Here is a 21,642-nt window from a genome sequence, read left to right as displayed (position 1 = left end):
TCGTTTAGTACGGGCTGGCGCGAGGGGGCGGCGTGACACTGGACGGTGAGGCGCTGGATCGGCTCGACAAGCGGATCCGAGCCGGCGGTGCGGAGAAGTACCACGCGGCCAACGCCGACCGGGGCAAGCTGTTCGCCCGGGAACGGGTCGACCGGCTGGTCGACGCGGGCTCGTTCGTGGAGGACGGCCGGTACGCCAACGCCCTCGCCGACGGGCTGCCCGCCGACGGCGTGGTCACCGGCACCGCCACCATCGACGGCCGCCAGGTCTGCCTGATGGCCAACGACTCCACGGTCAAGGCCGGCTCGTGGGGCGCCCGTACCGTCGAGAAGATCATCCGGATCATCGAGCGGGCGTACGACGCCGGCCTGCCGATGGTCTACCTGGTCGACTCCGCCGGGGCCCGGATCACCGACCAGGTCGACCTGTTCCCCGGCCGGCGCGGCGCGGGCAAGATCTTCTGGAACCAGGTCCGGGCCTCCGGGGCGATCCCGCAGGTCTGCGCCCTGTTCGGGCCATCGGCCGCCGGCGGTGCCTACATTCCGGCGTTCTGCGACGTGGTGGCGATGGTCGAGGGCAACGCCAGCATGTACCTCGGCTCGGACCGGATGGTCGAGATGGTCACCGGCGAGAAGACCACGCTGGAGGCGATGGGCGGTGCCCGGGTGCACTGCGCCGAGTCCGGCGTCGGGCACTTCCTGTGCAAGACCGAGGACGACGCGCTCGACGTGGTCCGCCGCTACCTGTCCTACCTGCCGGCCAACTGGCGGCAGCCGCCACCGGCGACGGCGGCGGTCGAGCCGCCGGCCGGGGTCGACCTGGCCGCGCTGGTGCCGGCGAGCGAACGGCAGGCGTTCGACATGCGCCGGTTCGTCAAAGGACTGCTCGACGAGGGCAGCTTCCTGGAGATCCAGGCGTTGTGGGCCCGCGAGCTGACCGTCGGCTTCGGTCGGCTGGCCGGCCAGGTGGTCGGCGTGGTCGCCAACAACTCGATGTTCAAGGGCGGGGTGCTGTTCGTCGACTCCGCCGACAAGGCGACCCGGTTCGTGCAGCTCTGCGACGCGTTCAACGTACCGCTGCTGTTCCTGGCCGACGTGCCCGGCTTCATGGTCGGCAGCGCCGTGGAGAAACAGGGCATCATCCGGCACGGCGCGAAGATGATCAGCGCGATCTCGGAGGCCACCGTACCGAAGATCTGCGTCGTGGTCCGCAAGGCGTACGGTGCCGGGCTGTACGCGATGGCCGGCCCCGGGTTCGAGCCGGACGCCACCCTGGCCCTGCCCACCGCGAAGATCGCGGTGATGGGCGCGGAGGCCGCGGTCAACGCGGTCTACGCCAACAAGATCGCGGCGATCGACGATCCCGACGAGCGGGCCGGCTTCGTCGCCGCCCGCCGCGCCGAGTACGAGCGCGACATCGATCTCACCCGGCTCGCCAGCGAACTCGTCGTCGACGACATCGTCCGGCCCGAACAGTTGCGCGCCGAACTGGTCCGGCGGTACGCGGCGGCCACCGGCCGGGACCGGCAGTTCTCCCACCGCCGGCACGGCGTCACCCCGGTCTAGCGGCACCGCAGGTGCGGCGGCCGGTGTAGTGGCAGCCGATCGGCCGCAGATTCCTCCAGAAAGGACCTGGACATGGACTTCAGGCTGACCGACGAGCAGGAGGCGCTGCGGGAGAGCGTCCGCGAGTTCGCCCGCGAGGCGATCGCGCCGGTGATCGGTGACTACTACCGGCGGCACGCCTTCCCGTACGACATCGTCCGCCAGATGGGCAAGATGGGGCTGTTCGGGTTGCCGTTCCCGGAGGAGTACGGCGGGATGGGCGGCGACTACTTCGCGCTCTGTCTGGTGCTGGAGGAGCTGGCCCGGGTCGATTCCAGTGTGGCAATCACGCTGGAGGCGGCGGTCTCGCTCGGCGCGATGCCGATCTACCGGTTCGGCACCCCCGAGCAGCGCGAGCGGTGGCTGCCGGAGTTGGTCAGCGGGGCGGCGCTGGCCGGATTCGGGTTGACCGAGCCGGGGTTCGGTTCCGACGCCGGCGGCACCGCCACCCGGGCGGTGCTCGACGGCGACCACTGGGTGATCAACGGTTCGAAGGCGTTCATCACCAACTCGGGTACCGACATCACCTCGCTGGTCACGGTCACCGCGGTGACCGGGACCAGACCGGACGGTTCGAAGGAACTGTCCACCATCATCGTGCCGGCCGGGACGCCGGGGTTCACCGTCGCGCCCGGCTACTCGAAGGTCGGCTGGTGCGCCTCGGACACCCACGAGTTGACGTTCGACGATTGTCGGGTTCCGGCCGATAATCTGCTGGGTGAGCGGGGTCGGGGGTTCGCGCAATTCCTCCGGATCCTCGACGAGGGGCGGATCGCGATCGCCGCCCTCGCGGTCGGCCTCGCGCAGGGGTGTGTCGACGAGTCCGTCCGGTACGCGGGTCAGCGCCGCGCATTCGGCCAGCTCATCGGCGGGTATCAGGCGATCCAATTCAAGATCGCGGACATGGAGGTACGGGCGCACACCGCTCGGCTGGCCTACTACGACGCGGCCGCCCGGATGCTCGCCGGGGACCAGTTCAAACGCCAGGCCGCGGTGGCGAAGCTGCACGCCAGCGAGTGCGCCGTGCAGAACGCCCGGGAGGCCACCCAGATCCACGGTGGTTACGGCTTCATGAACGAGTTCCCGGTCGCGCGTTTCTGGCGCGACGCGAAGATCCTGGAGATCGGCGAGGGCACCTCGGAGATCCAGCGAATGATCATCGCTCGTGATCTTGGACTTGCCGACGCTTGATGATCTTGTAAGGGTGCCTCGGGCGGCGCCGCACCTCCCCGGTTGTGTCGGAAATCCGTTCCTTTCGGGTCGTCAGCCTGACGGAAAGCTGACCCGGGCACCCCGCAATGCGTACCCTCTCCTGCCATGAGTCCGGATCATGCTCCTGACCAGAGCAGGGTCGGGTTCGACGAACTACTCCGCAGCCGACGGCTGGCCGTCGGCCTGACCCAGGCGGAGCTCGCCGCGGTGGCCGGGGTCGGCGTACGCACCGTCCGGGACCTGGAGCGGGCCCGTACCGCCCGCCCGCAGCGGACCACGGTCGATCTGCTCGTCGCCGCGCTCGGGCTGACCGGCGAGGACCGGGCCGAGTTTCACGCGGCGGCGCGGGGCCGGCCGGCCGAGCCGCGTCCGACGATCCCGCGCCAGCTGACCCCGGCACTCGCCACCACGGCGTTCCCGGCCGGGCCGCCCAGCGAGGCTGCCGGCGACATCGAGACGTTGGTCGGGCCCGGCCGGAGCCGGGGCGTCCCGCTGCCCGGCGAGCTGATCGGCCGCGACTGCGACGTGGCCGACCTCGTCGGCCTGCTGACTGCGGGACCCGGTGCCGGGGCAGGGCTGATCAGCCTGGTCGGACTGGCCGGAGTCGGCAAGACCAGCCTGGCGCTCGCGGTGGCCGCCGAGGTGACCGGGCGGTACCCGGGCGGCACCGGTGGCATCGTCGTCACCGAAGGCTCCACCGTCAGTGACGTACTGACCGCCACCGCCACCGTCTTCGGCGTCGGGCGGGTCAACGATCTGGCGGCCCGGCTCGCCGACGGCCCGGCACTGCTGCTGGTCGACGCGGTGGAACGGGCGCCGGTGGCGATGGCCGACGCGCTGCACTGGCTGACCCGTACCGCGCCGTCGCTGCAGGTGGTGGCGACCGGCCGGCACCCGGTCGGACTCCCCGGTGAACGGGTCTGGCCGGTCACGCCGCTGGAGGTGCCGCCGGCCGACACCGAGACCGACCTGGCCACGGTCGCCGGCTACCCGGCGGCGCGGCTCTTCCTGGCCCGGCTCCGGCAGGTACGCCGGGAGCCGGTGCACCCCGGCGAGGTCGGCGCGCTGGTCGGGCTCGTCCGGCGGCTCGGCGGGCTGCCGCTGGCCATCGAGCTGGCCGCCGCCCGGGGGCGGGCGCTCGACCTGAACGAGATCTTCAACCGGTACGGCGACCGGCTGCTCGACCTGGCCGTGCCACCACCCAGCAGGGAAGCCGTGGCGGTGACCCTGCGCGACGCGGTCGCGGCCAGCTACGCGCTGCTCACCCCCGCCGAGCGGCGCGGCGTACGTCGGCTCTCGGTGTTCCGCAACCGGTGGTCGGTCGAGCTGGCCGAGGGGATGCTCGCCGAGGAACCGGTCCGGCCGGATGTCGGCCAACTCGACATCGGCCAGCCCGACATGGGCCAGTCGGATCAGGGCGGTCGGGTCGACCCGGTGCCGTTCCTCGACCGGCTCATGTCGTTGGGGCTGCTCGGTGCCCGGGGCGCGGGTCCGTACCGGTTCCGGTTGATCGACGTGGTGCGGGACCTGGCCACCGAGCGGGCCGCCGCACACGGCGAACTGTCGGCGATCCGGCGTCGGCACGCCGTGCTGTTCGCGCGGCTCGCCGAGCGGGCGGCGGTCGATCTGGCCGGTCCGAAGCTGGTCACCGTCGTCAGCCGGCTCGACGAGGTGGCCAGTGACCTGTGGGCCGCGCTCGCCCACTCCGCCAACGACGACCCGCACACCGCCCTGCGCCTGGCCGCCGCCCTGCCCCGGTGGTGGCGGTTCCGGGGGCGCGACGTGGCCGGCCGGCGCTGGCTGCGCCGGCTGCTCGACGACCCACGGTTGGCCGACGCGGACCCGTCGATCCGGGCCTGGGCCCAGATCGGCGTGGCTCAGCTCGCGCTGGAGCACGACGCCGGTCCGCAGGAACTGCCGGCCGTCCGGTCGGCGCTGGCCACCTTCATCGAGCTCGGGGAGACGTCGGGTGAGCTGGCCGCGCGTACCGTGCTCAGCGCCGCCTGCCTGGCCGCCGGTCGGTTCGACGAGGCGCGGGCGCACTCCGAGGCGGTGCTCGCCCTGGCCGGCCGGATCGGCCGGATCCGGGAGATGACGCTCGCCCAGCACGCGTTGGCCCGGCACGAGATCCGGTCGGGTGACCTCCGGGCCGCCCGACGCCGGCTGGCGGCGGTCGACCGGCTCGCGGCCAGGTCCGGCGAGGACCGGTTGCGCCTGCTGGCCCGGGCCAACCTGGCCGAGGTCGCCAGGTTGGAGGGCCGGTACGCGCGGGCAGCCGACCTGGGACGCCGGGTGTTGGCGGCGTTGACCGCCGTCGGTGATCCGAGTCATCGGCGGCAGGTGTTGGGCATCGTCGGGCTGGCACTGGCCCAGGACGGCCGCCTCGCGGAAGCGGCCGACGCCCTGACCGAGCTCCGTGGTCAGGTGATGCCGGTGGAGATGGTGGACCGGCCGGTCCACCATGCCGACCACGCCGGGCCGGACGACGATCCCCGGTGCGCGTTGATCGAGGCGACCCTCGCGGCGCGGCGCGGGGAACGGGAGCTGGCGATGGAGTGGTACGCCGTGGCGGCCCGTTCGCTGGGCAACGGCCCGGAGCCGCGGGACGCGGTGGAGGCGATGGTGGGGCTGGTGGTGCACGCCGAGACGGCGGTGTCGCGGGCTGCGGCCCGGGACCGGTTGGTGGCGGCCTGCCACAGTGCCGGGATCACCTTGCTGCCCCGGGAACGGGACGCGGTGGGTCAGGGCTGAAGCAGGTCAAGACGCGGACGTCCGGCGGGGCCATCACTGGCCACCCGCCGGACGTCGACACGCCCCCCGGGTTGGCGCGGAATCGCCCCCCGGCCTGGACCACTGTCCTGGCCTTTCGCGCCGCACCCCCCGTTACGTTCCCGGTCGCCAGTACGCTATCCGGCCCATCCGAGCTGTTTGCGGCTTTCAAAGCCATATGTCGCTGATCGAGGGCGCTTTCTGCCGGTCCTTCTGCCGGTGCCGGCGTCGGTCAACGGACCGGCGCGGTCGCTTCGTCACTGCCGGCGGTCGCCTGTGGGTGCACCGCGTCACGAAGGCGCCGGAGGGTGTCGAGTAGCGTCGTCAACTCCGCAGGCTCGAACTGACCGGTGAACCACTGCCCGATCAGCTGTAGGTGACCGGGGAGGGTGTCGTCGAGGCGTTGCTGACCGGCCCGGGTGAGCACCGCGTACGAGCTGCGCCGGTCGGACGGGCAGGCGCGCCGGCAGACCAGCCCGTCGCGGACCATCCGGTCGACCACCCGGGTCGCGCCACTGGTGGACAGCGCAGCCTGAGCGGCCAGGTCGGTCATCCGCAGTTGGTGACCTGCGGAACGGCGCAGCCGCATCAGCACCTCGAACTCAACCGTCGACAGGCCGTGCTCCTCGAACTGCGCCGCGAAGCGGGCCGCGAGCCCGGTGTGGACTTCGAAGAGGAGGCCGATCGCGGTGATCCGGGGATCGTCGGCGAGGTTCTCGGTCACCAGGTCATCGTAGCAGTACTTGACATGAGGAATATTGCTTAGTCTATTGTTGCTGTCGCACATGTTCCCCCTTCAACCGGATGTCCCGCGAGAGGCAGCAGCCATGAGCACCGACCAGACCACCCGCGAGTGGAACGGCATCACCATCCCCACCGCCGGCACCTACGAGCTCGACCAGGCCCACCGGCGGGTCGGGTTCGTCGCCCGCCACATGATGGTCAGCAAGGTCCGTGGAGAGTTCACCGACGCCACCGCCACCATCACCGTCGCCGAGGACCCGCTGCAGTCGTCGGTCACCGCGGTGCTGCAGGCGGCCAGCATCAACACCGGGCAGGCTGACCGGGACGCCCACCTGCGCGGCGGCGACTTCCTCGACGTCGAGAAGTTCACCACCATCGAGTTCCGCAGCACTGGGATCGTCTCGCACAGCGGCAACGAGTTCGTGCTCGCCGGTGACCTGACGGTCAAGGACGTGACCCGGCCGGTGGAGCTCGCCGTCGAGTTCGAGGGTGCCGGCCGCAGCCCGTTCGGCCAGGACATCTTCGGCTTCACCGCCAGCACCGAGATCGACCGTGAGGAGTTCGGCCTGACCTGGAACGTCGCCCTGGAGACCGGCGGCGTGCTGGTCGGCAAGAAGATCAAGATCGAGATCGAGGGCGAAGCCATCCGTCAGGGGTGAACCCCGGCGCCCGTACCCGGCGCGACACAGCGGCACCCCGGTCACCTTGTCGGTGACCGGGGTGCCGCTGTCTGTAGTAACCCCAGTAGAAGACGCCCGTCGGATGTGAAAAGGTGAAACCGAGCGCTTCGGTCCGCTCACTTTGGGGCGATCAACGCCTGTCCTGGCTGGGGGAGCCGGCGACAGCCGCGGTCGAGCAGGGTTGCATCACCACACAGTCGGAACGGTTCTGCCGCGCCGCTCGGCCAGCGAGCGTGGCGGCGGTCGTTCGGGGCGCGCCGGGGAGGGCATTATGGGCAGGGATGTCGGTTCACGCGCGTCGTTCAGTCGGGAGGATCGCGTACGTTACCGGCAAAAAGTTCGCCGCTGCCTCGACGTTTTCGCGCTGATGCTCGACGACTTCAAGTTCGACGCCGACCGGCCGACGACCGGGCTGGAGATCGAGCTGAACCTGGTGGATCCGTACGCGGAGCCGGCGATGCGCAACGCGGAGATCCTGGCCAACCTCGCGGACCCTACCTTCCAGACCGAACTGGGGCAGTTCAACCTCGAACTCAACGCGCGCCCGCGGCTGATCGAGGCCGACGGCTTCGCCGACTACGAAGCCGACCTGCAGGCCAGCCTGGCCCGTGCCGGTGACCGGGCGGCGAAGGCCGAGGCGGCCATCATCCTGATCGGCATCCTGCCCACCCTCACCCCACAGCATCTGGTGCTGAACAACATCTCCACCAACGGGCGCTACCGGGTGCTCAACGAGCAGATCGTCGCCGCCCGCGGGGAGGACATCCGGCTGGACATCCGGGGCGTGGAGCGGCTGCAGGCGTACACCGACTCGATCGCCCCGGAGGCCGGCTGCACCAGTGTGCAGTTCCACCTGCAGGTCTCCCCGGACAACTTCGCCAACTATTGGAACGCGTCCCAGGCCATCGCGGCGGTCCAGGTGGCGCTCGGTGCCAACGCACCGTACTTCTACAGCAAACAGCTCTGGGCGGAGACCCGCATCGTGCTGTTCGAGCAGGCCACCGACACCCGGCCGGACGAGCTGAAGGCGCAGGGCGTACGGCCCCGGGTGTGGTTCGGTGAACGGTGGATCACGTCGATCTTCGACCTGTTCGAGGAGAATGTCCGGTACTTCCCGCCGTTGCTGCCGATCTGCGCCGACGAGGATCCGGTCGAGGTGCTGCAGGCCGGCGGCGTTCCCGAGCTCAGCGAGCTACGGCTGCACAACGGCACCGTCTACCGGTGGAACCGGCCGGTGTACGACATCATGCACGGTCGACCGCACCTGCGGGTGGAGAACCGGGTGCTGCCCGCCGGGCCGACCGTCGTCGACATGCTCGCCAACGCCGCCTTCTACTTCGGCCTGGCCAGGGAGCTCGCCGAGGCGGACCGCCCGGTGTGGAGCCAGCTGAGCTTCGGCGCGGCCGAGGAGAACTTCCACCAGGCGGCGCGGCGCGGGATCGCCGCACACATGCACTGGCCGCAGCTCGGCGAGATCCCGGTCACCGATCTGGTGCTGGACGTCCTGCTCCCCAAGGCGTACGCCGGGCTGGACCGGTTCGGGGTCTCGCCACAGCAGCGCGACCGGCTGCTCGGCATCATCGAACAACGCTGTCGGTTGAGGCGCAACGGCGCGGTCTGGCAGACCGAGTCGGTCTGGCGGGCCGAGCGGGAGCAGGGCCTGGCCCGACCCGACGCGCTGCACCAGATGCTGCAGCGCTACGCCGAACTGCAACGCAGCAACGAACCGGTGCACACCTGGCCGGTCGACTGATTCGCGCTGTTCAGCTGCCGTCAGGGGTGGTCGGCGCGGGCCGGCCACGGCCGGTGACCGAAGCCGTGCCCCGGGCCGGCGCGTCGGCCACCTGGCCACTGGTCGGCTGCTCCGGCACCGGCGCTTCGCGGCCTTCAGCGGAGCCGGTTGCGTCGTCCCGTCCGTCGGCGGACCCGCCGGTAGCCGGGGCATCGGTGGCCGAAGCACTGTCGTGGTCGGTGGTGGCGGCGGGCTGCCGGCGGGACATCTCCAGCCGCTGCGCGATCGCGGTGACCAGCACCGACCCGGCCAGGCCGGCGATCACTGCGTACGGGGCGAGCAGATGTGCCGAGAGCTGCTCCGCCCGTGGTCCCACCAGCCGGGGGGCGGCCAGGAAGTACGCGGCGGCGATCAGCACCGGGCCGACGCCGCCGGAGATCGCGGCACCCACCCGGCGACGGGCGTCGCGGGCGGCCGGCCAGGCGGAGACCGCACCGATGATGAACGCCGAACCCAGCGACAGCGCCGCCCCAGGCAGGTAGATGTTGCGGAACCAGTACTGTTCGCTGTCTGCGGTGATCTGCCAGACGCCGAGTTGGGCGCTGGTCAGCCCGGTGCCGGAGATCACCGAGTCGATCACGGCGACCACCGCCAGCAGCCAGAGCCAGCCGACGGTGGCGATGGCGTTCGTCGCCGCTGCCCGGGAGGCGACCGCCCAGATCGCCATCAGCAGTCCGACGACCGCGCCCACCATCGCGTACCCGGCGGCGATGGTCTGTGGGGAGAAGGTGTCGGCCCGGGTCGCGCTGCGCGCGGGTACGGCGATCAGGGCGACCGTGAGCATCCCGCCGATCGCGGCCGCTGCGGCCAGGGCGAGTCGCCACAGGCTCGCGGTCAGCAGGCTGTCCGGCGTTGGATCCGGATCGGCACCGGCCGACAGTTCCGAGTTGGGACGTGACGGCAGTTCCGAGTTGGGACGTGACGGCGCGAGCCGGTCCGCGACGACGGCACCGATCACCACCGAGGTCGCCGTGATCCACGTCGCCCAGGCGAGGCTGGCGACCCAGGACGCCTCTCCTCCGCCGTCGACAGACGGTAACCAGGCAACTATGCCGAGGCCGTAGCCCAGACCGAGCTGCGCGGCACCTGCGCCCGCAGCGATGCCGGTCGCCGTCGCGACCGATCTTCCCCAGCCTCGTACGGCCATGCCGGGCACTGTAGCGGTAGTGGCGAACTCCGGCGACTCGTGGGCGTGGGGCGCGCTGTCCGGCGGCCGGGTCGATATCTTGAGCCCTACCGAAAGTCACGCCCGGTGGTACGTACCGGTGGTACTGAGAGGACGAGTCATGGCCGACAGACCGAGGGATCCTGCGGAGGACGGCTCGGCAGGGCGTGACGCCGGGGACTACACCAGCCAGCTGCCCCGGCCGGTCGACCCCTGGGCGACCAGGGCCGGTGGGCCAGCTGACCAGGCCGGCGTGTCGACCGGTGGGTCCGACCAGCCGCCCGGTCGGCCCGGCACACCGGGTGGCGGCCCGGGCGCGACGGTCGCCGACCAGGGCGGGCACCCCGGCTCGACCACACCCGACCTTCCGGCGGATTCCGCCGCCGGTGGTGCCCGGGAGCCGGCGTGGTCCGGCCGGGCCGGGGTCCCGGTGCGCCCGGCGGCGGGCGGCGGCGGCACCGGCGACTGGCCGGGACCGGGCGGCGGTACGGAAGGCAGCGGCCGGCCGTGGTGGCTGCCGATCCTGATCGGTGTTCTGGTGCTGCTGCTGGTCGCGTTGGTCGGCCTGGTGATCTGGTGGGCCAGCACGCTGGACGACTCCACGGATCCGGGCGGGCCGACGCCGACGGCGGCGCCGACCGCGACCGTGCCGACCTCGCAGCCGGAGACGGAGCAGCCCGAGCCAACCGAGGAGCAGCCGGAGCCGACCGAGGAGCAGACCAGTGAGGCGCCGCTGGTGGTCGTACCGACGCTGACCGGGCTGCCGCTGGCGGACGCCCGTGCCGAGCTCGACGAGCGCGACCTGGTCTACCGGCTGGAACAGCGCGGCTCGGACCAGCCGGCCGGCACGGTGCTCGAGACCGACCCGCCGGCCGGGACGGAGGTGCCGCCCGGCACCGAGATCCTGTTGGTGATCGCCGCGACCAACACCGAGCCGACGGGTCCGGCTGACCCGACGGGGGCGGCCGAGCCGACCGGGGAGCCGGGCGACGGAGACGAGGACTGAGTCGGGGTCAGCTGGCTCGCGCCGACATCACCGTCGAAGCCGGCCGCCGGGCGGCTGCCCGACCCGGCCGGTCGGCCACCACCCGGAGCTGGCGTAGGCCGTCGATCTGGACGAAAATGGAGCGTCGGTCGACGGCCTCGCCGCTGGCGTTGAGTTCGTAGCCGTCCAGCCAGACCCAACCATGGTAGGTCGGCCAGTCGTGGACCCGGATCACCCGGAAGAGGAGCGGCTCGAGGAACTGCACGCTTGCCGCACGGGTCACGTGGAGGACGTCTCCTGAGCGGGGTAGTAGCACCGCTACTCCTGTTCCGAGCTGCCGTTGTCCGATTGCTGCCAGGCATGCGGATCCGCACCGGGCACTGTCGGATGTTCCACCGGTTGCCGGTGGTCAGACGGGCACGGCGTTGCCGGTGTCCGGGCAGCAGGCACCGTCGCGGTACGGCGCAACCGCGGCGGATACGATCTTGGATGAACGCTGAGTGACTTGAGGCCTACGCAAAGAGTGCACCACCGTCGCCCTCGATGCAAGTTGCAAAGTGGTTTTGGCGTAATGCGAAAATCACTCGGTCGATTGCTGCTTGAAGTCCTACATGTACGGGCGGCAGACTGAACAGGCTTTCTTTCCGCGTCGGCCTTCCTCCCCGTCCACGCACGACCGCTCGCGACGTAACCCCGTCGCCCCTCAACCGCGTGCGCGGGGTCCGGCCGACTGCCCCTACACCCTGACCGGAGGTGACCGGTGACCGAGCGTCGAAGCCCAACCGTCCGTCGCCGCCGTCTCGGCGCCGAACTGCGCCGGCGGCGGGAAGGCGCGAAAGTCACGATCGATGCGGTGGCCGAACGACTGGAGTGCTCCGCCTCCAAGGTCTCCCGGATCGAGACGGGACACACCACCGCGACTCCGCGGGACGTCCGCGACATGCTGGAGATCTACGGCGTGACCGGTGTCGAGGCCGAGGAGCTGGTGCAGATTGCCCGGGAGGCTCGGCAGAAGGGCTGGTGGCATCCGTACTCCACGGTGCTCACCGGCGCGTATGTCGGCTTCGAGGCGGCGGCCCGGTCGGTCCGGGCGTACGAGCAGCAGGTGGTTCCCGGTCTGCTGCAGACCGCCGACTACGCCCAGGCGATGATCCGCTCGGCCCGGCCCGACATCACCGACGAAGAAGTTGCCCACCGCGTCCATGTCCGACTGAAGCGTCAGTCGTTACTGACTCAGGAAGATCAGATCGATGTATGGGCGGTGCTCGATGAGGCTGTGTTGAGTCGGCCGGTCGGCGGCGACGCGGTGATGCGCGCCCAACTGCACCGCCTCGTCGAGGCGGCGGATCTGCCGAACGTGACCCTGCAGGTCCTTCCGTTCGAGGTGGGGGCACACGCGGGGATGGACGGGACGTTCACCATCCTTGACTTTCCGGAGCCCAGCGACGCGGACGTCGTCTACGCGGAGAACGCCACCGGTGGGCTCTTCCTGGAGAAGACCGAAGAACTACGCAAATACATATTTATCTTCGATCACATACGCGCGGCGGCGCTCACTCCCGAGGAGTCCGTCGCGATGATCGCTAAACGCGCGAAGGAGCCATTGTGGACATCGAGGTCAAGGGGCTTCGGGTAGACCTGACCCGTGCGGCCTGGCGAAAGAGCTCGCGCAGCGGGCCGAACTGCGACAACTGCGTGGAGATCGCGTTCGTCGACCAGGCCATCGCGGTTCGCGACTCGAAGAACCCGACCGGGCCGGTCCTGATCTTCACCTCCGACGAGTGGGACGCCTTCCTCGGCGGTGCCCGAGACGGCGAATTCGACCTGGACTGACCAACGGTTGAGCCCCGGGTGCGTCCCGGGGCTCAACCGTGCCCAGCCTCGACCGTCCCGCCAGCCTCACCGTCCCCCCGGAACGGCCGCCGGACCAGCTCAGCTCCTGGGCAGCCGCCCGACCAACGCATGCTCAGCCAGCGCGCTGTGCCGCAGCGCATGCCGCACCCCGACCGCGACCAGCAGGATCACCGCCACCGTCAGCACCAGCCCGTCGGCCACCACCCCGAGCCCGTCGGCGACCACCCCCACTCCCGGCACGCCACCGAAGTACCGAGCCGCCACCGGCACCAGCGCCACCGCCGTCACCTGCACCGGCAACGCCACCAACGGGTGCGCCGCGCGGGCCAGCAGCCCTGGCGGACTAGGCGCGGCGGGTGCGGTGACGAACGCCGCCGATCCGCCGTACAGCCGCCGCAGGCGCGGCAGAGTCACCACCGCGACCGCCGCCGCCGGCACGGCGACCAGCAACACCTGTGCGCTGGCCGCCCCGCCACCGATCAACCCGGCGATCCCGCCCAGGCCGGCCAGCACGAACGCGGTCAGCCAGCCGACCCGGCGCCGCAGCGCGGCCGGGCTGCCCGCCGACGGCAGCGATTCGGCGATCACGGCGGCGGCGAGCCAGCCACCGGTCAACGCCATCCAGCCGACCAGAGCGATGTCCATGCTCCGAATCCTGCCGGCCGGTCGATGTCGGCACCTCCGGGCGTAGCCCTGGTCGACCACCCATCGGTCACCCGTAGGGGTGCCGGCAGGTTGAGGCGTCCGCTGGCTACTACAGCGTCCGTACGTGGAAGCCACCGTCGACGTCGATCACCTGGCCGGTGCTGAACGGCAGCAGATCGGTGGCGACCGCCACCACGGCCCGTCCTACGTCGTCCGGCTGACCCCACCGGCGGATCGGCGTCAGCCCCTGGTTGAAGATCAGATCGTCGTACTTCGCCTGGACCGGACCGGTCATGTCGGTGGCGATGATGCCGGGCCGGATCTCGTAGACGTTGATGCCGTGCTCGGCGAGGCGGGCGGCGTACAACTGGGTGGTCATCGCCAGGCCGGCCTTGGCCACGCAGTAGTCGCCCCGGTTGACGCTCGCCGTGTAGGCGCTGATCGACGAGACGATGACGATCTTCGGCGTGGTGACGGTGCCGGCCGCTACCATGTCGATCATGGCTCGGCTGACCTGCTGGGTCAGAAAGTAGGGACCCTTCAGATTGATGTCGATCAGCCGGTCGAAGGACTCCTCCGTCGCGTCGAGCAGGTCCGCCCGTACGTCCGGAGCGACACCGGCATTGTTGACCAGCAGATCGATCCGGCCGAAGGTCGCCACGGTCTGATCGACCAGCCGTTGCCGGTCCGCGCTGACCGAGACATCCGCGCCGACCAGCAGTGCCCGGCGGCCCATCGCCTCGACCTGCTCGCCGACCTGCTGGGCCGCCGTCGCGTTCCGGGCGTAGTTGACCACGACGTCGTACCCGGCGGCGGCGAGCGACAGCACGATCCCGCGCCCGATGCCCCGCGAACCGCCGGTGACGATCGCGACCCGGCCCGCGCTGTCGACCTGGTCCGCGGCGGTCATCGTCCGCCCCCGACGGCGTCGGCCGGGCCGAAGAACGTGTAGTACGGCTCGTCACGCGCCATCCGCTGCAGGTAGAGCGCCAACTCACGGGCGTGGTAGTCGCCCCACATGCTCGACTCGCCGTGCGGCACCCGGCTGCCGGCCGGCACATGGTCCCAGCCGTTGGGTCGGTGGTAGATCGAGTGCAGGATCAGCCCTTGGTGGCGGGTGTCGGTGCTCAGGTACGGCTCGTCGAACAGGGTGCCGGCCACGGTCAGCCCGGCCTGCCAGTAGCGCCGACCGGCGTCCGGCTGCCCGGCGTCGGTCAGGTAGCGGCCGAGACGCAGCAGACCCTGTGCGCCGATGCAGGCGGCCGACGAATCGACTGGCTCATGATCGTTGTACGGGTCCGCCGGCCGGTCCAGGTAGTCGCCGAGGGCGGCCAGGCCGGGCGCTCCGGTGTCCCAGTACGGGATGCCGTCGGTCGGGGTATGTTCGAGGTAGAAGTCGCAGGTGGCGGTGGCGGCCCGCAGCATCATCGCGGTCACCTCGGCCCGCCCGCCGTACGGTTCGAGGTCGCTGTCGGGCAGCACCGCCAGGTATTCGAGCTGCTCCGGGAAGCCGAGCATCGCCCAGGCCAGGCCGCGCGTCCAGGTGGTGAACGGCGAGTAGCCCTGCTGGGTGCTCGGGCAGCGGTACCGGCCGTCGTTGACGTTGAAGATCGACTCGTGGGCGGTGCGGCCCCGGATGTCGTAGCTGTCCCGGCCGTCGCCGTAGAAGACGTTGTACCGGGCGGTGTTGGCGGCATGCTCGATCAGCCGGCCGAGCAGCGAGATCCGCTCGTCCTGTTCACCCATCAGGACGTGGCCGAGCAGGTGGGACACGGCCAGCGCCCGGCAGGAGCGGATGGTGTCGACGAACAGCGACTGCGGCCCGTTGAACGAGTAGATGTAGCCGGTGCCGTCTGCGGTGTCCCGCCAGCGGGCCGCTTGCACCGCCCCGGTGAGCTTCAACGCCAGCTCGTAGAAGTCGCGTTCGGCGCGGTCGTGCGGGATTCGGCCTTCGGCCATCAGCCGCCACAGGTTGCCGTACGTGCTGACATTGTTGAAGCCGTGGTCGTGCACGCCGATGTGGCTGACGTGGCTGGCCATCACGGCGACGGTCAACTCGCGGGCGGAGTCCAGGAACCGCTGCTCGCCGGTGGCGTCGAACTGCAGCAGGGCCGAGCCGTACTGGAAGCCCTGGGTCCATTCGGTCCAGCCGCGCGCGGCGTACCGGCCGTCAACGGTGAAGACCGGCGACGGCGAGCCGGGCGGGCAGGTCTTCTCGATCGAGTCGATCTTGTGGGCGGAGGCTTCCCAGAGGCGGTCGATCCTGGGTTGCAGGCTGGCCGGGGTCAGCGCGTCGTCGATCCGAATCATCGGATCAGCATAGGAAAGCGCTTGCCTAGGCGGAAGACCTCGGCCGTGGCGGAAGACCAGGCCGCCGAACCCGCGTCCCGCTACGCGACGAGTTCGACCCGGCAGTACGCGCTCGCGGCTCGGGCGAGTTCGCCGTCGGCGGTCACCAACGTCAGGGCGCGGCGTTCCGCGAGGGCGACGTAGGGGGCGTCGTACGCGCTGATGTTCGCCTTGACCTGCCACATTCGCGTGAGTAGATCGTCGATCGGCACGGTGTCGACGCCCAGCCGGCCGATCCGGTCGACCGCCCGCGCCGCCGTCTCGTTGGTGATCTTTCCGCCGAGGGCGAGCCCTCGCATGACGGAGAAGACCTCGACCTTCCAGTGCTCCGGTGCCGCCCACTCGAGATCGCGGCCCAGGACGGCGCGGGCCTTGCGGCCGCGGTCGTCGCTGTAGACGAGCACGCTCGCGATGACCGAGGCGTCGACGACGATCACGCGACGTCCCGCCCGGATGGCGCGGAGTCCGGGAAATCCCGTTCAGCGCGGGAACCGGCGAGCATGTCGGCGGCGTCAGATGCGGTCGGTCCGGCTCCGCCGCTGCCGCCGTCGAGTTCGTCGCTGAGCTCAGCGAGGAGCTGCCGGTTGCGGCAGAAGTCGGCCTGGCGGTTGAGGACGGCCAGCAGGTACGCCTGCAGCGACTGGCCGCGTTCGCGGGCCTGCTGAGCCAGGAGGTCCCGCACCTCCTCCGGCACGTCGCGGACGGTGAGCACCACAGTCATGACTTCATTTTGACTGCGTTATGACTGCATGGTCAAGTCTGCTCCGGCTGTGGCAGCAGGATCTGCTCACCCCGGCCGGTCACGCAGCCTCCGACATCGGCTTGTCGATCACCGGGCCGTCACCGTCGAACGGACCCTGCAGGTCCCGGGCGAGGCTCGGGTCGGCCCACGCCTCGGCCGTGGAACGCCACGAGGCGAGGTTGCGGGCGAACGGCGTCAACAGCCCGGTGTCGGCACCGGCGACCAGATCGGCGAGCAGTTCCCGTACGCATGACACGCGCTCCTCCGGCGGGAGCCAGGTCAGCCACGGCAGCTCCTCGGCCAGCAACTCCTCGGCGAGACCGCGCTGCCGGCGGGCCAGCAGCGCCAACGACCGGGCCGCGATCCGCAGCCCGGCCGCCACCGCGTCGAACCGCTCGGCCCGCATCAGCACGAGGTTCTCCTCGCGCGGTCGGGGTGGATGCGGACGGTAGCCGGGGTGCCGGGGTGGCGGGCGGCTTGGTGGCGTACCTCGGTGATGTAGCTGGTGGTGTCGGGAGCTGGGCCGGCGGTCGCGGGCCGGTGGGGGACGGACATGGGCTTTTCGGGGTCGGTGGGGACGGTGGCGCGCAGCGCGCCGTAGAGGTAGCGGTGGCAGAGGGCGACGGCTTCGGGCAGGGCGGCGCTGGTGGGGACCGGGTCGATGGTCATGGGTGTGGCGGGGTCGGCGACCTGGACCGACCAGGTGTGGCCCTGCATCAGCTCCGGTCGGCCGGTGCTGTCGCGGTGGTCGACGGCGGTGACGTCGAGGGCGAGACCGAGTCCGGTGACGAGTCGGGCCAGCTGGTCGAGGGTAGGGCCGGGCCAGTTGGTGGCGCGGGCGATGATGCGGGCGCCGTCGTGGGCAGCGGCGGCTTCGGCGAGGTACGCGGCGAGCGGGTCGCGGCCGTGGTGGATCTGGCTGACCCCGTTGCGCAGGTGCTGGTCGATGACGTGTTCGCCGTCGATGTCGGTCAGGTCGGTGGGCTGTACGCCGAACTCGGCGGCGAGGGAGCCGATCCGGTAGTGCTCGGGCAGTTGCCACACGCTGGTGCCGGACGCCTGGTCGGTGTGCACCAGCGTTGGCGAGGTCGGGCCGTCATCGGGTCGCCAGTTGCGGTGCACGGTGCGGCCGCGCAGGTCGGTGACGGTGACGACGGCGCCGTGGCGGACCCGGCGGGTGCCGTAGCAGTCGGTGCAGTACGGCGGATCTGCCACATTGGTGCATTGTGGGCAGGGATGGGTGGGGATCGGCTCGCCCCAGTATCTCGGCGCTGGCGGTTCCCAGCCGCGCCGGAACCTGCCGCCGACCCCGCCCGGCTCGGTTTCGTCGGGTCGCAGGCTGGTGTGCCACCAGTGCCGGTTCCGCCAGATCGCCTGCGCGCCGCCGTGCTGCTCGGCATCACTGATCATGCGTCGTTCGAGTTGGTCGAGGTCGTGGCCGCCGGGGTGACCGTCGAGCCCGACCGGCACCGGGTGCGGGGTGAGGGCAGCCTCGGTGAGGTAGTGGGCGGGCAGGTTCCAGTCGGCGACGGCCAGCCCGGACGCGGCCCGTTCCGGGCTGATCGAGGCGATCGCCGCCGGCAGGTCGGCTACCCAGCGGTGCGGATAGTCGGGCACTTTCCCGCCGGCGAGTTCAAACCGGATGTCCCAGCTCAGCCCGCTCGGGGTCGACGCTGGTCGGGCTTCGAGGACCAGGTCGACGTGGAGTTGGTCGGCGAGCGCGCACAGCCGGCCGAGCAGCCGGGCCGGGTCGCCCGGTGGCGGCGGTGCGCTGCTGCGGCCGACCAGGACCAGCCACGGCGCGGTGAGCCGGTTGGCGAGCACCGACGCCTCCCACCGGTGGCGGTCCCGCTCCGGTGCACCGGGCTGCCACTGGATCGGCAGGGTCAGCCCGGACGACGGGAGCCGGCCGGGCTCGTCGGGGAAGTCCGGGTCGCACAGCGTCGCCGCGGCCACCCCGGCACGCTGGGCGAGGTCGGTGATGATCGGCGCGTACGGCAGCCACCAGGTACCGTTTGGTGTCGGTAGCGGCGTGAACGATCCCGGCACGAGGTTGGTCGAGGCGACCGCCCCGGTGTCGAGGTTGGCGACGGTGACCACGAGCTGCGCCCGCCGCCGCTCGGACCCGAACCCGACGACGCGGACCGGGCCGGCCGGCACTCCGTTGATCCCGGTCACCCGGTCACCCCCGCCCCTGCCTGGAACTGCTGTGACTGCCAGTCCCGCAACGCCTGCTTGACCCGCACGTTTTCGTCCTGGGTCGAGCGCAGCTCGGCGCGCAGGGCGGTCAGCTCGTCGGCGACCAGGTGCAGGAACGTGCGTACCTCGGTGGGGTCGCAGCCGCGCCGGGTCCGGCCGGCGAACCGGCGGTCGCGGACCAGGCCGGGGCTGATCGACGGCCGCACCGGCCGCCCGTACAGATGACCGACGCTGTTCGGGGCACGTCGCACCGGCCGGCGCTGGCCGGCCGCAGAGTCGGTCGGCCGATGGTTGTGGCGGGCGATTTCGGCGAGCAACCGCCGGTTGCGACGGCTCCGCACCGGCGGACGACGGAACAGGTCAAAGAACCTACGCACAGCAGGAACCACCTTCCAAAAGTCGAAAACCTTCAGGGGTACGGGTCGAGAGGGCGCAGCTGACGTCGCAGTTGTGCCGCCGCCCTGGTCAGCGGTGTCGGCGGGGGCGGGGTGCCCAGCGGAGACCGTCACGCTGGACGAAAATCTCCCGACGTTCGCGGGCTTCACCGTCCGGTGCCAACACATAGCCGGCCAGCCAAACCCAGTCCTGGTACGTCCAACGTTTGTCCACTGTCGTCACCCGAAACCGGAAGCCTCGCCCGGCCGCGAACTGCACACTCGCCCGACCATCGATGATCAACTCGTCGCCGGGCCGGGGATCCGCCGGCGACCGGTCGGCGGGCACGCTACCGATCAGCCGCCGGCATCTTCACGCAGAGGAAGTCGAGGAGTCTGCGCACGGCAGGACCGCCTTTCAAGCTCGCTGATCGGGCATGGTCTTCGGTGGATCGGGTGGAAGGGCGGCCCGACCCCGAACGGGGGCGCGGAGGTCGGGCCGCCCGCCCTGCGCGCGCAACCTCAATCGGCGGTACGCCCACAGGGCCGCTGAGTACAGCCGAGGCGGATTGCTTCACAGGAGGAGTGGGCTGACTCCATTCAGTGACGCAGCCCGCCTCGGCTGCCGGGCCGGATGCACCCGGAGGGTGGAAAGCCAAGCTGCCGAGCGAGGCGTTCCGAGGAGCAATGTTAGGTAGGTTAGATACCTAAGTCAACATCAGTCTTGTAGGTAGCCAAGTTCCATGGTCAAATCGAGGTGCCGAGCGAGGAGTACCTTGAAATGCCCAGTCGACCTGCCGACTACCTACGTGTCGTCGATGACATCACCCAGCAGATCCGGTCCGGTGAGCTGTCGCCGGGCGACAAGCTGCCGACCTATGCCCAGCTCTCCGACACGTACAAGGTCAGCGTCTCCACCGCCCAAGCCGCCCTGCGGCTGCTGCGCGACCGTGGTCTGGTCGAAGGCCACCAGGGCAAGGGCACGTACGTCGCCGAGCAAGCCATGGAGATGTAATCCTCGCTGCCGAGTTCGTGGCAAGGCTGCCACGCTCCCGGCGAATGCCCACAGCCTAGAGCGCCGCGTAGTGTATGCCGGCTACGCTCCGTAACAGCTGGGCTAGGTGCTCGCACCGGATCGCGGCAGATGCGGAGGCTTTGAGCAGCGGGCTACGCCTTACTGATAGTGGCGCTACGGGGTTCCCGCTACAGTGCCCGTCACGGGGATGACCGAGACACCGACGGGGTGCGAATGACGTTGGCAGGAAGGGGTTCTCGGAAGATCACGGTGGATGGCGTGGCCTACCGCTGGTCGGTTCGGCGCAGACCCACCTACTGTCAAGCCCTCGGCTGGTCGCGGCTGAGCTTCGTTGTCGAGCGTGAGGAGCAGCCAGGCGCCCTGATGGTGGCATCGTTGCCTTTCGCTCATCCCGGCAACTGGCTCGGATTACCGAGCCAGCCGGTGTTGCCGGGCACCGTGGCTCTCGGCGTCCGCCAGGCCCTGGCCGCCGGTTGGCTGCCCTTCCGCCGGGGGCCGGCCTTCGAGCTGCTCCTGCACGACTCGTCGTACGGTCGCTGACAGCTGCGCCGTCGGGTGCTCCGCGAGTCGCGGTATGTGAGGACGTTCGACGTGGTGCCGGGTCCGCTACGGTTGGCCGATGCGGCGACTTACCGACGAGACGGTCTTGGCCGTCGGCAGGTTGACGTTGGCCGCGACCGAGTTGGAGTACCTGCTCGCGAGGATCGGTGCCGGTCAGGCCGGCGGCGACGGTGCCACGATCTTCGGTGCTCCGGGCGAGCCCTTGCGAGCGGCACGAGGTGTCGCTCAGCTCGCCCCGCTGGACCGCCGTGGCGAGTTCGTTGGGTTGGTCGAGGCTGCCGGGAACTACCTGGTGCAGGGCCGGTCGGCTGTGCGTGCGATGTGGTTCGAGAGCGGCGTTGTCGACGCCGGTACCTTCGACGACATCTCCGGCCTTGTCCTGCGATGCCGGGACCGGTTGCAGGCGCTGCTTGACGATCTGGACCGCACGCCATCCGCCTTGCCCCAGTCTCGGTAGCAGCGGCGACCGCGCCTTGTCAGCGGCATGAGCGGATTTCGCTGTACCGCCCCGACACCTCAACCGCCGAAGCGGCGCGCGGCGGCAGGTTCAGATCCGGACGCCGCGATCGGCGACACTGCTTCGAGTGGAGGGCTCAGGCACGTTATTCGCGCGAATAACGTGCCTGAGCCCTCCACTCGGCGGCGGACCGAGACTCGACGAACCGAGGTGCGCGCTTCTCGGCAAATCCGGACGCCATGGGGATCGTTAGCTCAACAATGCCTGTCACCCAACGCCACCGACCTGGACCTACAGCAGGTGCGCGGCCAGCCGCCGAACGCAGCCAGGGGCTGGGTGCGCTTGCCAGTGCGCAACTCGGTACGGCTGGTACGTCGACAACGAGCGCCGGGCGGCCTGCGGCGGCCCCAGCGTGGGTGACGGATATTCGTCGCACAGGGTCGCCGGCCCGTAGCTTGTCGACTATGGTCGGAC

Annotated in this window: 23 protein-coding genes; 11 read left to right on the top strand and 12 right to left on the bottom strand. The window is 70.7% G+C overall.

Annotated features, from left to right (window positions below; all coding sequences use genetic code 11):
* The first annotated feature begins 32 nt into the window (after positions 1 to 32).
* The 3 genes from ACN27J_RS21020 (at position 33) to ACN27J_RS21010 (ending at position 5,567) form a co-directional block, all read left to right on the top strand.
* The gene (locus ACN27J_RS21020) at positions 33 to 1,565 is read left to right on the top strand and encodes an acyl-CoA carboxylase subunit beta (RefSeq protein ID WP_421368758.1); all 1,533 of its coding nucleotides are present in this window, start codon (positions 33 to 35) and stop codon (positions 1,563 to 1,565) included.
* A gap of 72 nt (positions 1,566 to 1,637) precedes the next feature.
* The gene (locus ACN27J_RS21015) at positions 1,638 to 2,795 is read left to right on the top strand and encodes an acyl-CoA dehydrogenase family protein (RefSeq protein WP_421368757.1); all 1,158 of its coding nucleotides are present in this window, start codon (positions 1,638 to 1,640) and stop codon (positions 2,793 to 2,795) included.
* A 126-nt stretch (positions 2,796 to 2,921) separates the two neighbouring features.
* Positions 2,922 to 5,567 (top strand): ATP-binding protein, encoded by a 2,646-nt coding sequence (locus ACN27J_RS21010; protein WP_421368755.1) that lies wholly within the window; start codon positions 2,922 to 2,924, stop codon positions 5,565 to 5,567.
* A gap of 250 nt (positions 5,568 to 5,817) precedes the next feature.
* Here the strand turns inward: ACN27J_RS21010 and ACN27J_RS21005 are convergent, their stop codons facing one another.
* Complete coding sequence (locus tag ACN27J_RS21005; protein WP_421368753.1) at positions 5,818 to 6,309, bottom strand: MarR family winged helix-turn-helix transcriptional regulator; 492 nt, start codon at positions 6,307 to 6,309, stop codon at positions 5,818 to 5,820.
* Positions 6,310 to 6,412: 103 nt separating this feature from the next.
* Between ACN27J_RS21005 and ACN27J_RS21000 the strand changes: the two genes are divergently transcribed.
* Both ACN27J_RS21000 and ACN27J_RS20995 read left to right on the top strand, forming a co-directional pair.
* Positions 6,413 to 6,988, top strand: a complete 576-nt coding sequence (locus ACN27J_RS21000; protein WP_278172770.1) for a YceI family protein — start codon at positions 6,413 to 6,415, stop codon at positions 6,986 to 6,988.
* Between the two features lie 292 nt (positions 6,989 to 7,280).
* Positions 7,281 to 8,762: a glutamate--cysteine ligase gene (locus tag ACN27J_RS20995; RefSeq protein WP_281552395.1), complete on the top strand. Its 1,482-nt coding sequence runs from the start codon at positions 7,281 to 7,283 to the stop codon at positions 8,760 to 8,762.
* A 10-nt stretch (positions 8,763 to 8,772) separates the two neighbouring features.
* Here ACN27J_RS20995 and ACN27J_RS20990 read toward each other — a convergent pair whose 3' ends face one another.
* Positions 8,773 to 9,948, bottom strand: a complete 1,176-nt coding sequence (locus ACN27J_RS20990; protein ID WP_421368750.1) for a hypothetical protein — start codon at positions 9,946 to 9,948, stop codon at positions 8,773 to 8,775.
* Between the two features lie 139 nt (positions 9,949 to 10,087).
* Here ACN27J_RS20990 and ACN27J_RS20985 point away from each other — a divergent pair, with 139 nt between their 5' ends.
* The gene (locus ACN27J_RS20985) at positions 10,088 to 10,972 is read left to right on the top strand and encodes a PASTA domain-containing protein (RefSeq protein ID WP_421368749.1); all 885 of its coding nucleotides are present in this window, start codon (positions 10,088 to 10,090) and stop codon (positions 10,970 to 10,972) included.
* A gap of 7 nt (positions 10,973 to 10,979) precedes the next feature.
* On the opposite strand, the gene ACN27J_RS20980 is transcribed toward ACN27J_RS20985, so the two are convergent.
* Positions 10,980 to 11,267, bottom strand: coding sequence for a hypothetical protein (locus ACN27J_RS20980; RefSeq protein ID WP_416550956.1), 288 nt, complete (start codon positions 11,265 to 11,267; stop codon positions 10,980 to 10,982).
* A gap of 444 nt (positions 11,268 to 11,711) precedes the next feature.
* Between ACN27J_RS20980 and ACN27J_RS20975 the strand changes: the two genes are divergently transcribed.
* Both ACN27J_RS20975 and ACN27J_RS20970 read left to right on the top strand, forming a co-directional pair.
* Positions 11,712 to 12,587 (top strand): helix-turn-helix domain-containing protein, encoded by an 876-nt coding sequence (locus ACN27J_RS20975; protein ID WP_278172765.1) that lies wholly within the window; start codon positions 11,712 to 11,714, stop codon positions 12,585 to 12,587.
* A complete protein-coding gene (locus ACN27J_RS20970; RefSeq protein ID WP_370461626.1) occupies positions 12,563 to 12,784 on the top strand; it encodes a DUF397 domain-containing protein in 222 nt (73 codons plus the stop codon). Before ACN27J_RS20975 ends, ACN27J_RS20970 begins: the two co-directional genes overlap by 25 nt.
* A 99-nt stretch (positions 12,785 to 12,883) precedes the next feature.
* On the opposite strand, the gene ACN27J_RS20965 is transcribed toward ACN27J_RS20970, so the two are convergent.
* From ACN27J_RS20965 to ACN27J_RS20925, 9 genes are all read right to left on the bottom strand, one after another.
* Positions 12,884 to 13,450, bottom strand: coding sequence for a hypothetical protein (locus ACN27J_RS20965; RefSeq protein ID WP_421368746.1), 567 nt, complete (start codon positions 13,448 to 13,450; stop codon positions 12,884 to 12,886).
* Positions 13,451 to 13,559: 109 nt separating this feature from the next.
* Positions 13,560 to 14,360 (bottom strand): 3-ketoacyl-ACP reductase, encoded by an 801-nt coding sequence (locus ACN27J_RS20960; RefSeq protein ID WP_421368744.1) that lies wholly within the window; start codon positions 14,358 to 14,360, stop codon positions 13,560 to 13,562.
* Positions 14,357 to 15,760 (bottom strand): hypothetical protein, encoded by a 1,404-nt coding sequence (locus ACN27J_RS20955; RefSeq protein ID WP_421368742.1) that lies wholly within the window; start codon positions 15,758 to 15,760, stop codon positions 14,357 to 14,359. The genes ACN27J_RS20960 and ACN27J_RS20955 overlap by 4 nt, the downstream gene beginning before the upstream one ends.
* Positions 15,761 to 15,840: 80 nt before the next feature.
* A complete protein-coding gene (locus tag ACN27J_RS20950; protein ID WP_421368740.1) occupies positions 15,841 to 16,236 on the bottom strand; it encodes a type II toxin-antitoxin system VapC family toxin in 396 nt (131 codons plus the stop codon).
* A complete protein-coding gene (locus tag ACN27J_RS20945; protein ID WP_421368739.1) occupies positions 16,233 to 16,520 on the bottom strand; it encodes a FitA-like ribbon-helix-helix domain-containing protein in 288 nt (95 codons plus the stop codon). The genes ACN27J_RS20950 and ACN27J_RS20945 overlap by 4 nt, the downstream gene beginning before the upstream one ends.
* A gap of 79 nt (positions 16,521 to 16,599) precedes the next feature.
* On the bottom strand, positions 16,600 to 16,953 hold the full coding sequence (locus ACN27J_RS20940) for a hypothetical protein (protein ID WP_421368737.1): 354 nt from the start codon (positions 16,951 to 16,953) through the stop codon (positions 16,600 to 16,602).
* A complete protein-coding gene (locus ACN27J_RS20935) occupies positions 16,947 to 18,719 on the bottom strand; it encodes a hypothetical protein (RefSeq protein ID WP_421368735.1) in 1,773 nt (590 codons plus the stop codon). Before ACN27J_RS20935 ends, ACN27J_RS20940 begins: the two co-directional genes overlap by 7 nt.
* On the bottom strand, positions 18,716 to 19,117 hold the full coding sequence (locus tag ACN27J_RS20930) for a DivIVA domain-containing protein (RefSeq protein ID WP_421368733.1): 402 nt from the start codon (positions 19,115 to 19,117) through the stop codon (positions 18,716 to 18,718). Before ACN27J_RS20930 ends, ACN27J_RS20935 begins: the two co-directional genes overlap by 4 nt.
* An 88-nt stretch (positions 19,118 to 19,205) precedes the next feature.
* Complete coding sequence (locus ACN27J_RS20925; protein ID WP_421368732.1) at positions 19,206 to 19,463, bottom strand: hypothetical protein; 258 nt, start codon at positions 19,461 to 19,463, stop codon at positions 19,206 to 19,208.
* A gap of 432 nt (positions 19,464 to 19,895) precedes the next feature.
* On the opposite strand from ACN27J_RS20925, the gene ACN27J_RS20920 reads away from it, so the two are divergent.
* The 3 genes from ACN27J_RS20920 (at position 19,896) to ACN27J_RS20910 (ending at position 21,168) form a co-directional block, all read left to right on the top strand.
* Positions 19,896 to 20,129, top strand: a complete 234-nt coding sequence (locus ACN27J_RS20920; RefSeq protein WP_281552412.1) for a winged helix-turn-helix domain-containing protein — start codon at positions 19,896 to 19,898, stop codon at positions 20,127 to 20,129.
* 396 nt (positions 20,130 to 20,525) lie between these two features.
* The gene (locus ACN27J_RS20915; RefSeq protein ID WP_421368730.1) at positions 20,526 to 20,690 is read left to right on the top strand and encodes a hypothetical protein; all 165 of its coding nucleotides are present in this window, start codon (positions 20,526 to 20,528) and stop codon (positions 20,688 to 20,690) included.
* A gap of 79 nt (positions 20,691 to 20,769) precedes the next feature.
* Positions 20,770 to 21,168, top strand: a complete 399-nt coding sequence (locus ACN27J_RS20910) for a hypothetical protein (RefSeq protein ID WP_421368728.1) — start codon at positions 20,770 to 20,772, stop codon at positions 21,166 to 21,168.
* The last annotated feature ends 474 nt before the right edge of the window (positions 21,169 to 21,642 follow it).

Source organism: Solwaraspora sp. WMMB762, from assembly GCF_049179115.1.
Lineage (GTDB): Bacteria > Actinomycetota > Actinomycetes > Mycobacteriales > Micromonosporaceae > Micromonospora_E.
This window is presented reverse-complemented; position numbering and strand designations above follow the sequence as displayed.

Excerpts from the sequence above, each read along its gene's own strand:
- ACN27J_RS21015 (WP_421368757.1), top strand. The coding sequence starts at position 1,638 with ATGGACTTCAGGCTGACCGACGAGCAGGAGGCGCTGCGGGAGAGCGTC.
- ACN27J_RS21010 (WP_421368755.1), top strand. The coding sequence starts at position 2,922 with ATGAGTCCGGATCATGCTCCTGACCAGAGCAGGGTCGGGTTCGACGAA.
- ACN27J_RS21000 (WP_278172770.1), top strand. The coding sequence starts at position 6,413 with ATGAGCACCGACCAGACCACCCGCGAGTGGAACGGCATCACCATCCCC.
- ACN27J_RS20995 (WP_281552395.1), top strand. The coding sequence starts at position 7,281 with ATGGGCAGGGATGTCGGTTCACGCGCGTCGTTCAGTCGGGAGGATCGC.
- ACN27J_RS20990 (WP_421368750.1), bottom strand. The coding sequence starts at position 9,948 with ATGGCCGTACGAGGCTGGGGAAGATCGGTCGCGACGGCGACCGGCATC.
- ACN27J_RS20985 (WP_421368749.1), top strand. The coding sequence starts at position 10,088 with ATGGCCGACAGACCGAGGGATCCTGCGGAGGACGGCTCGGCAGGGCGT.
- ACN27J_RS20965 (WP_421368746.1), bottom strand. The coding sequence starts at position 13,450 with ATGGACATCGCTCTGGTCGGCTGGATGGCGTTGACCGGTGGCTGGCTC.
- ACN27J_RS20960 (WP_421368744.1), bottom strand. The coding sequence starts at position 14,360 with ATGACCGCCGCGGACCAGGTCGACAGCGCGGGCCGGGTCGCGATCGTC.
- ACN27J_RS20955 (WP_421368742.1), bottom strand. The coding sequence starts at position 15,760 with ATGATTCGGATCGACGACGCGCTGACCCCGGCCAGCCTGCAACCCAGG.
- ACN27J_RS20945 (WP_421368739.1), bottom strand. The coding sequence starts at position 16,520 with ATGACTGTGGTGCTCACCGTCCGCGACGTGCCGGAGGAGGTGCGGGAC.
- ACN27J_RS20920 (WP_281552412.1), top strand. The coding sequence starts at position 19,896 with ATGCCCAGTCGACCTGCCGACTACCTACGTGTCGTCGATGACATCACC.
- ACN27J_RS20910 (WP_421368728.1), top strand. The coding sequence starts at position 20,770 with ATGCGGCGACTTACCGACGAGACGGTCTTGGCCGTCGGCAGGTTGACG.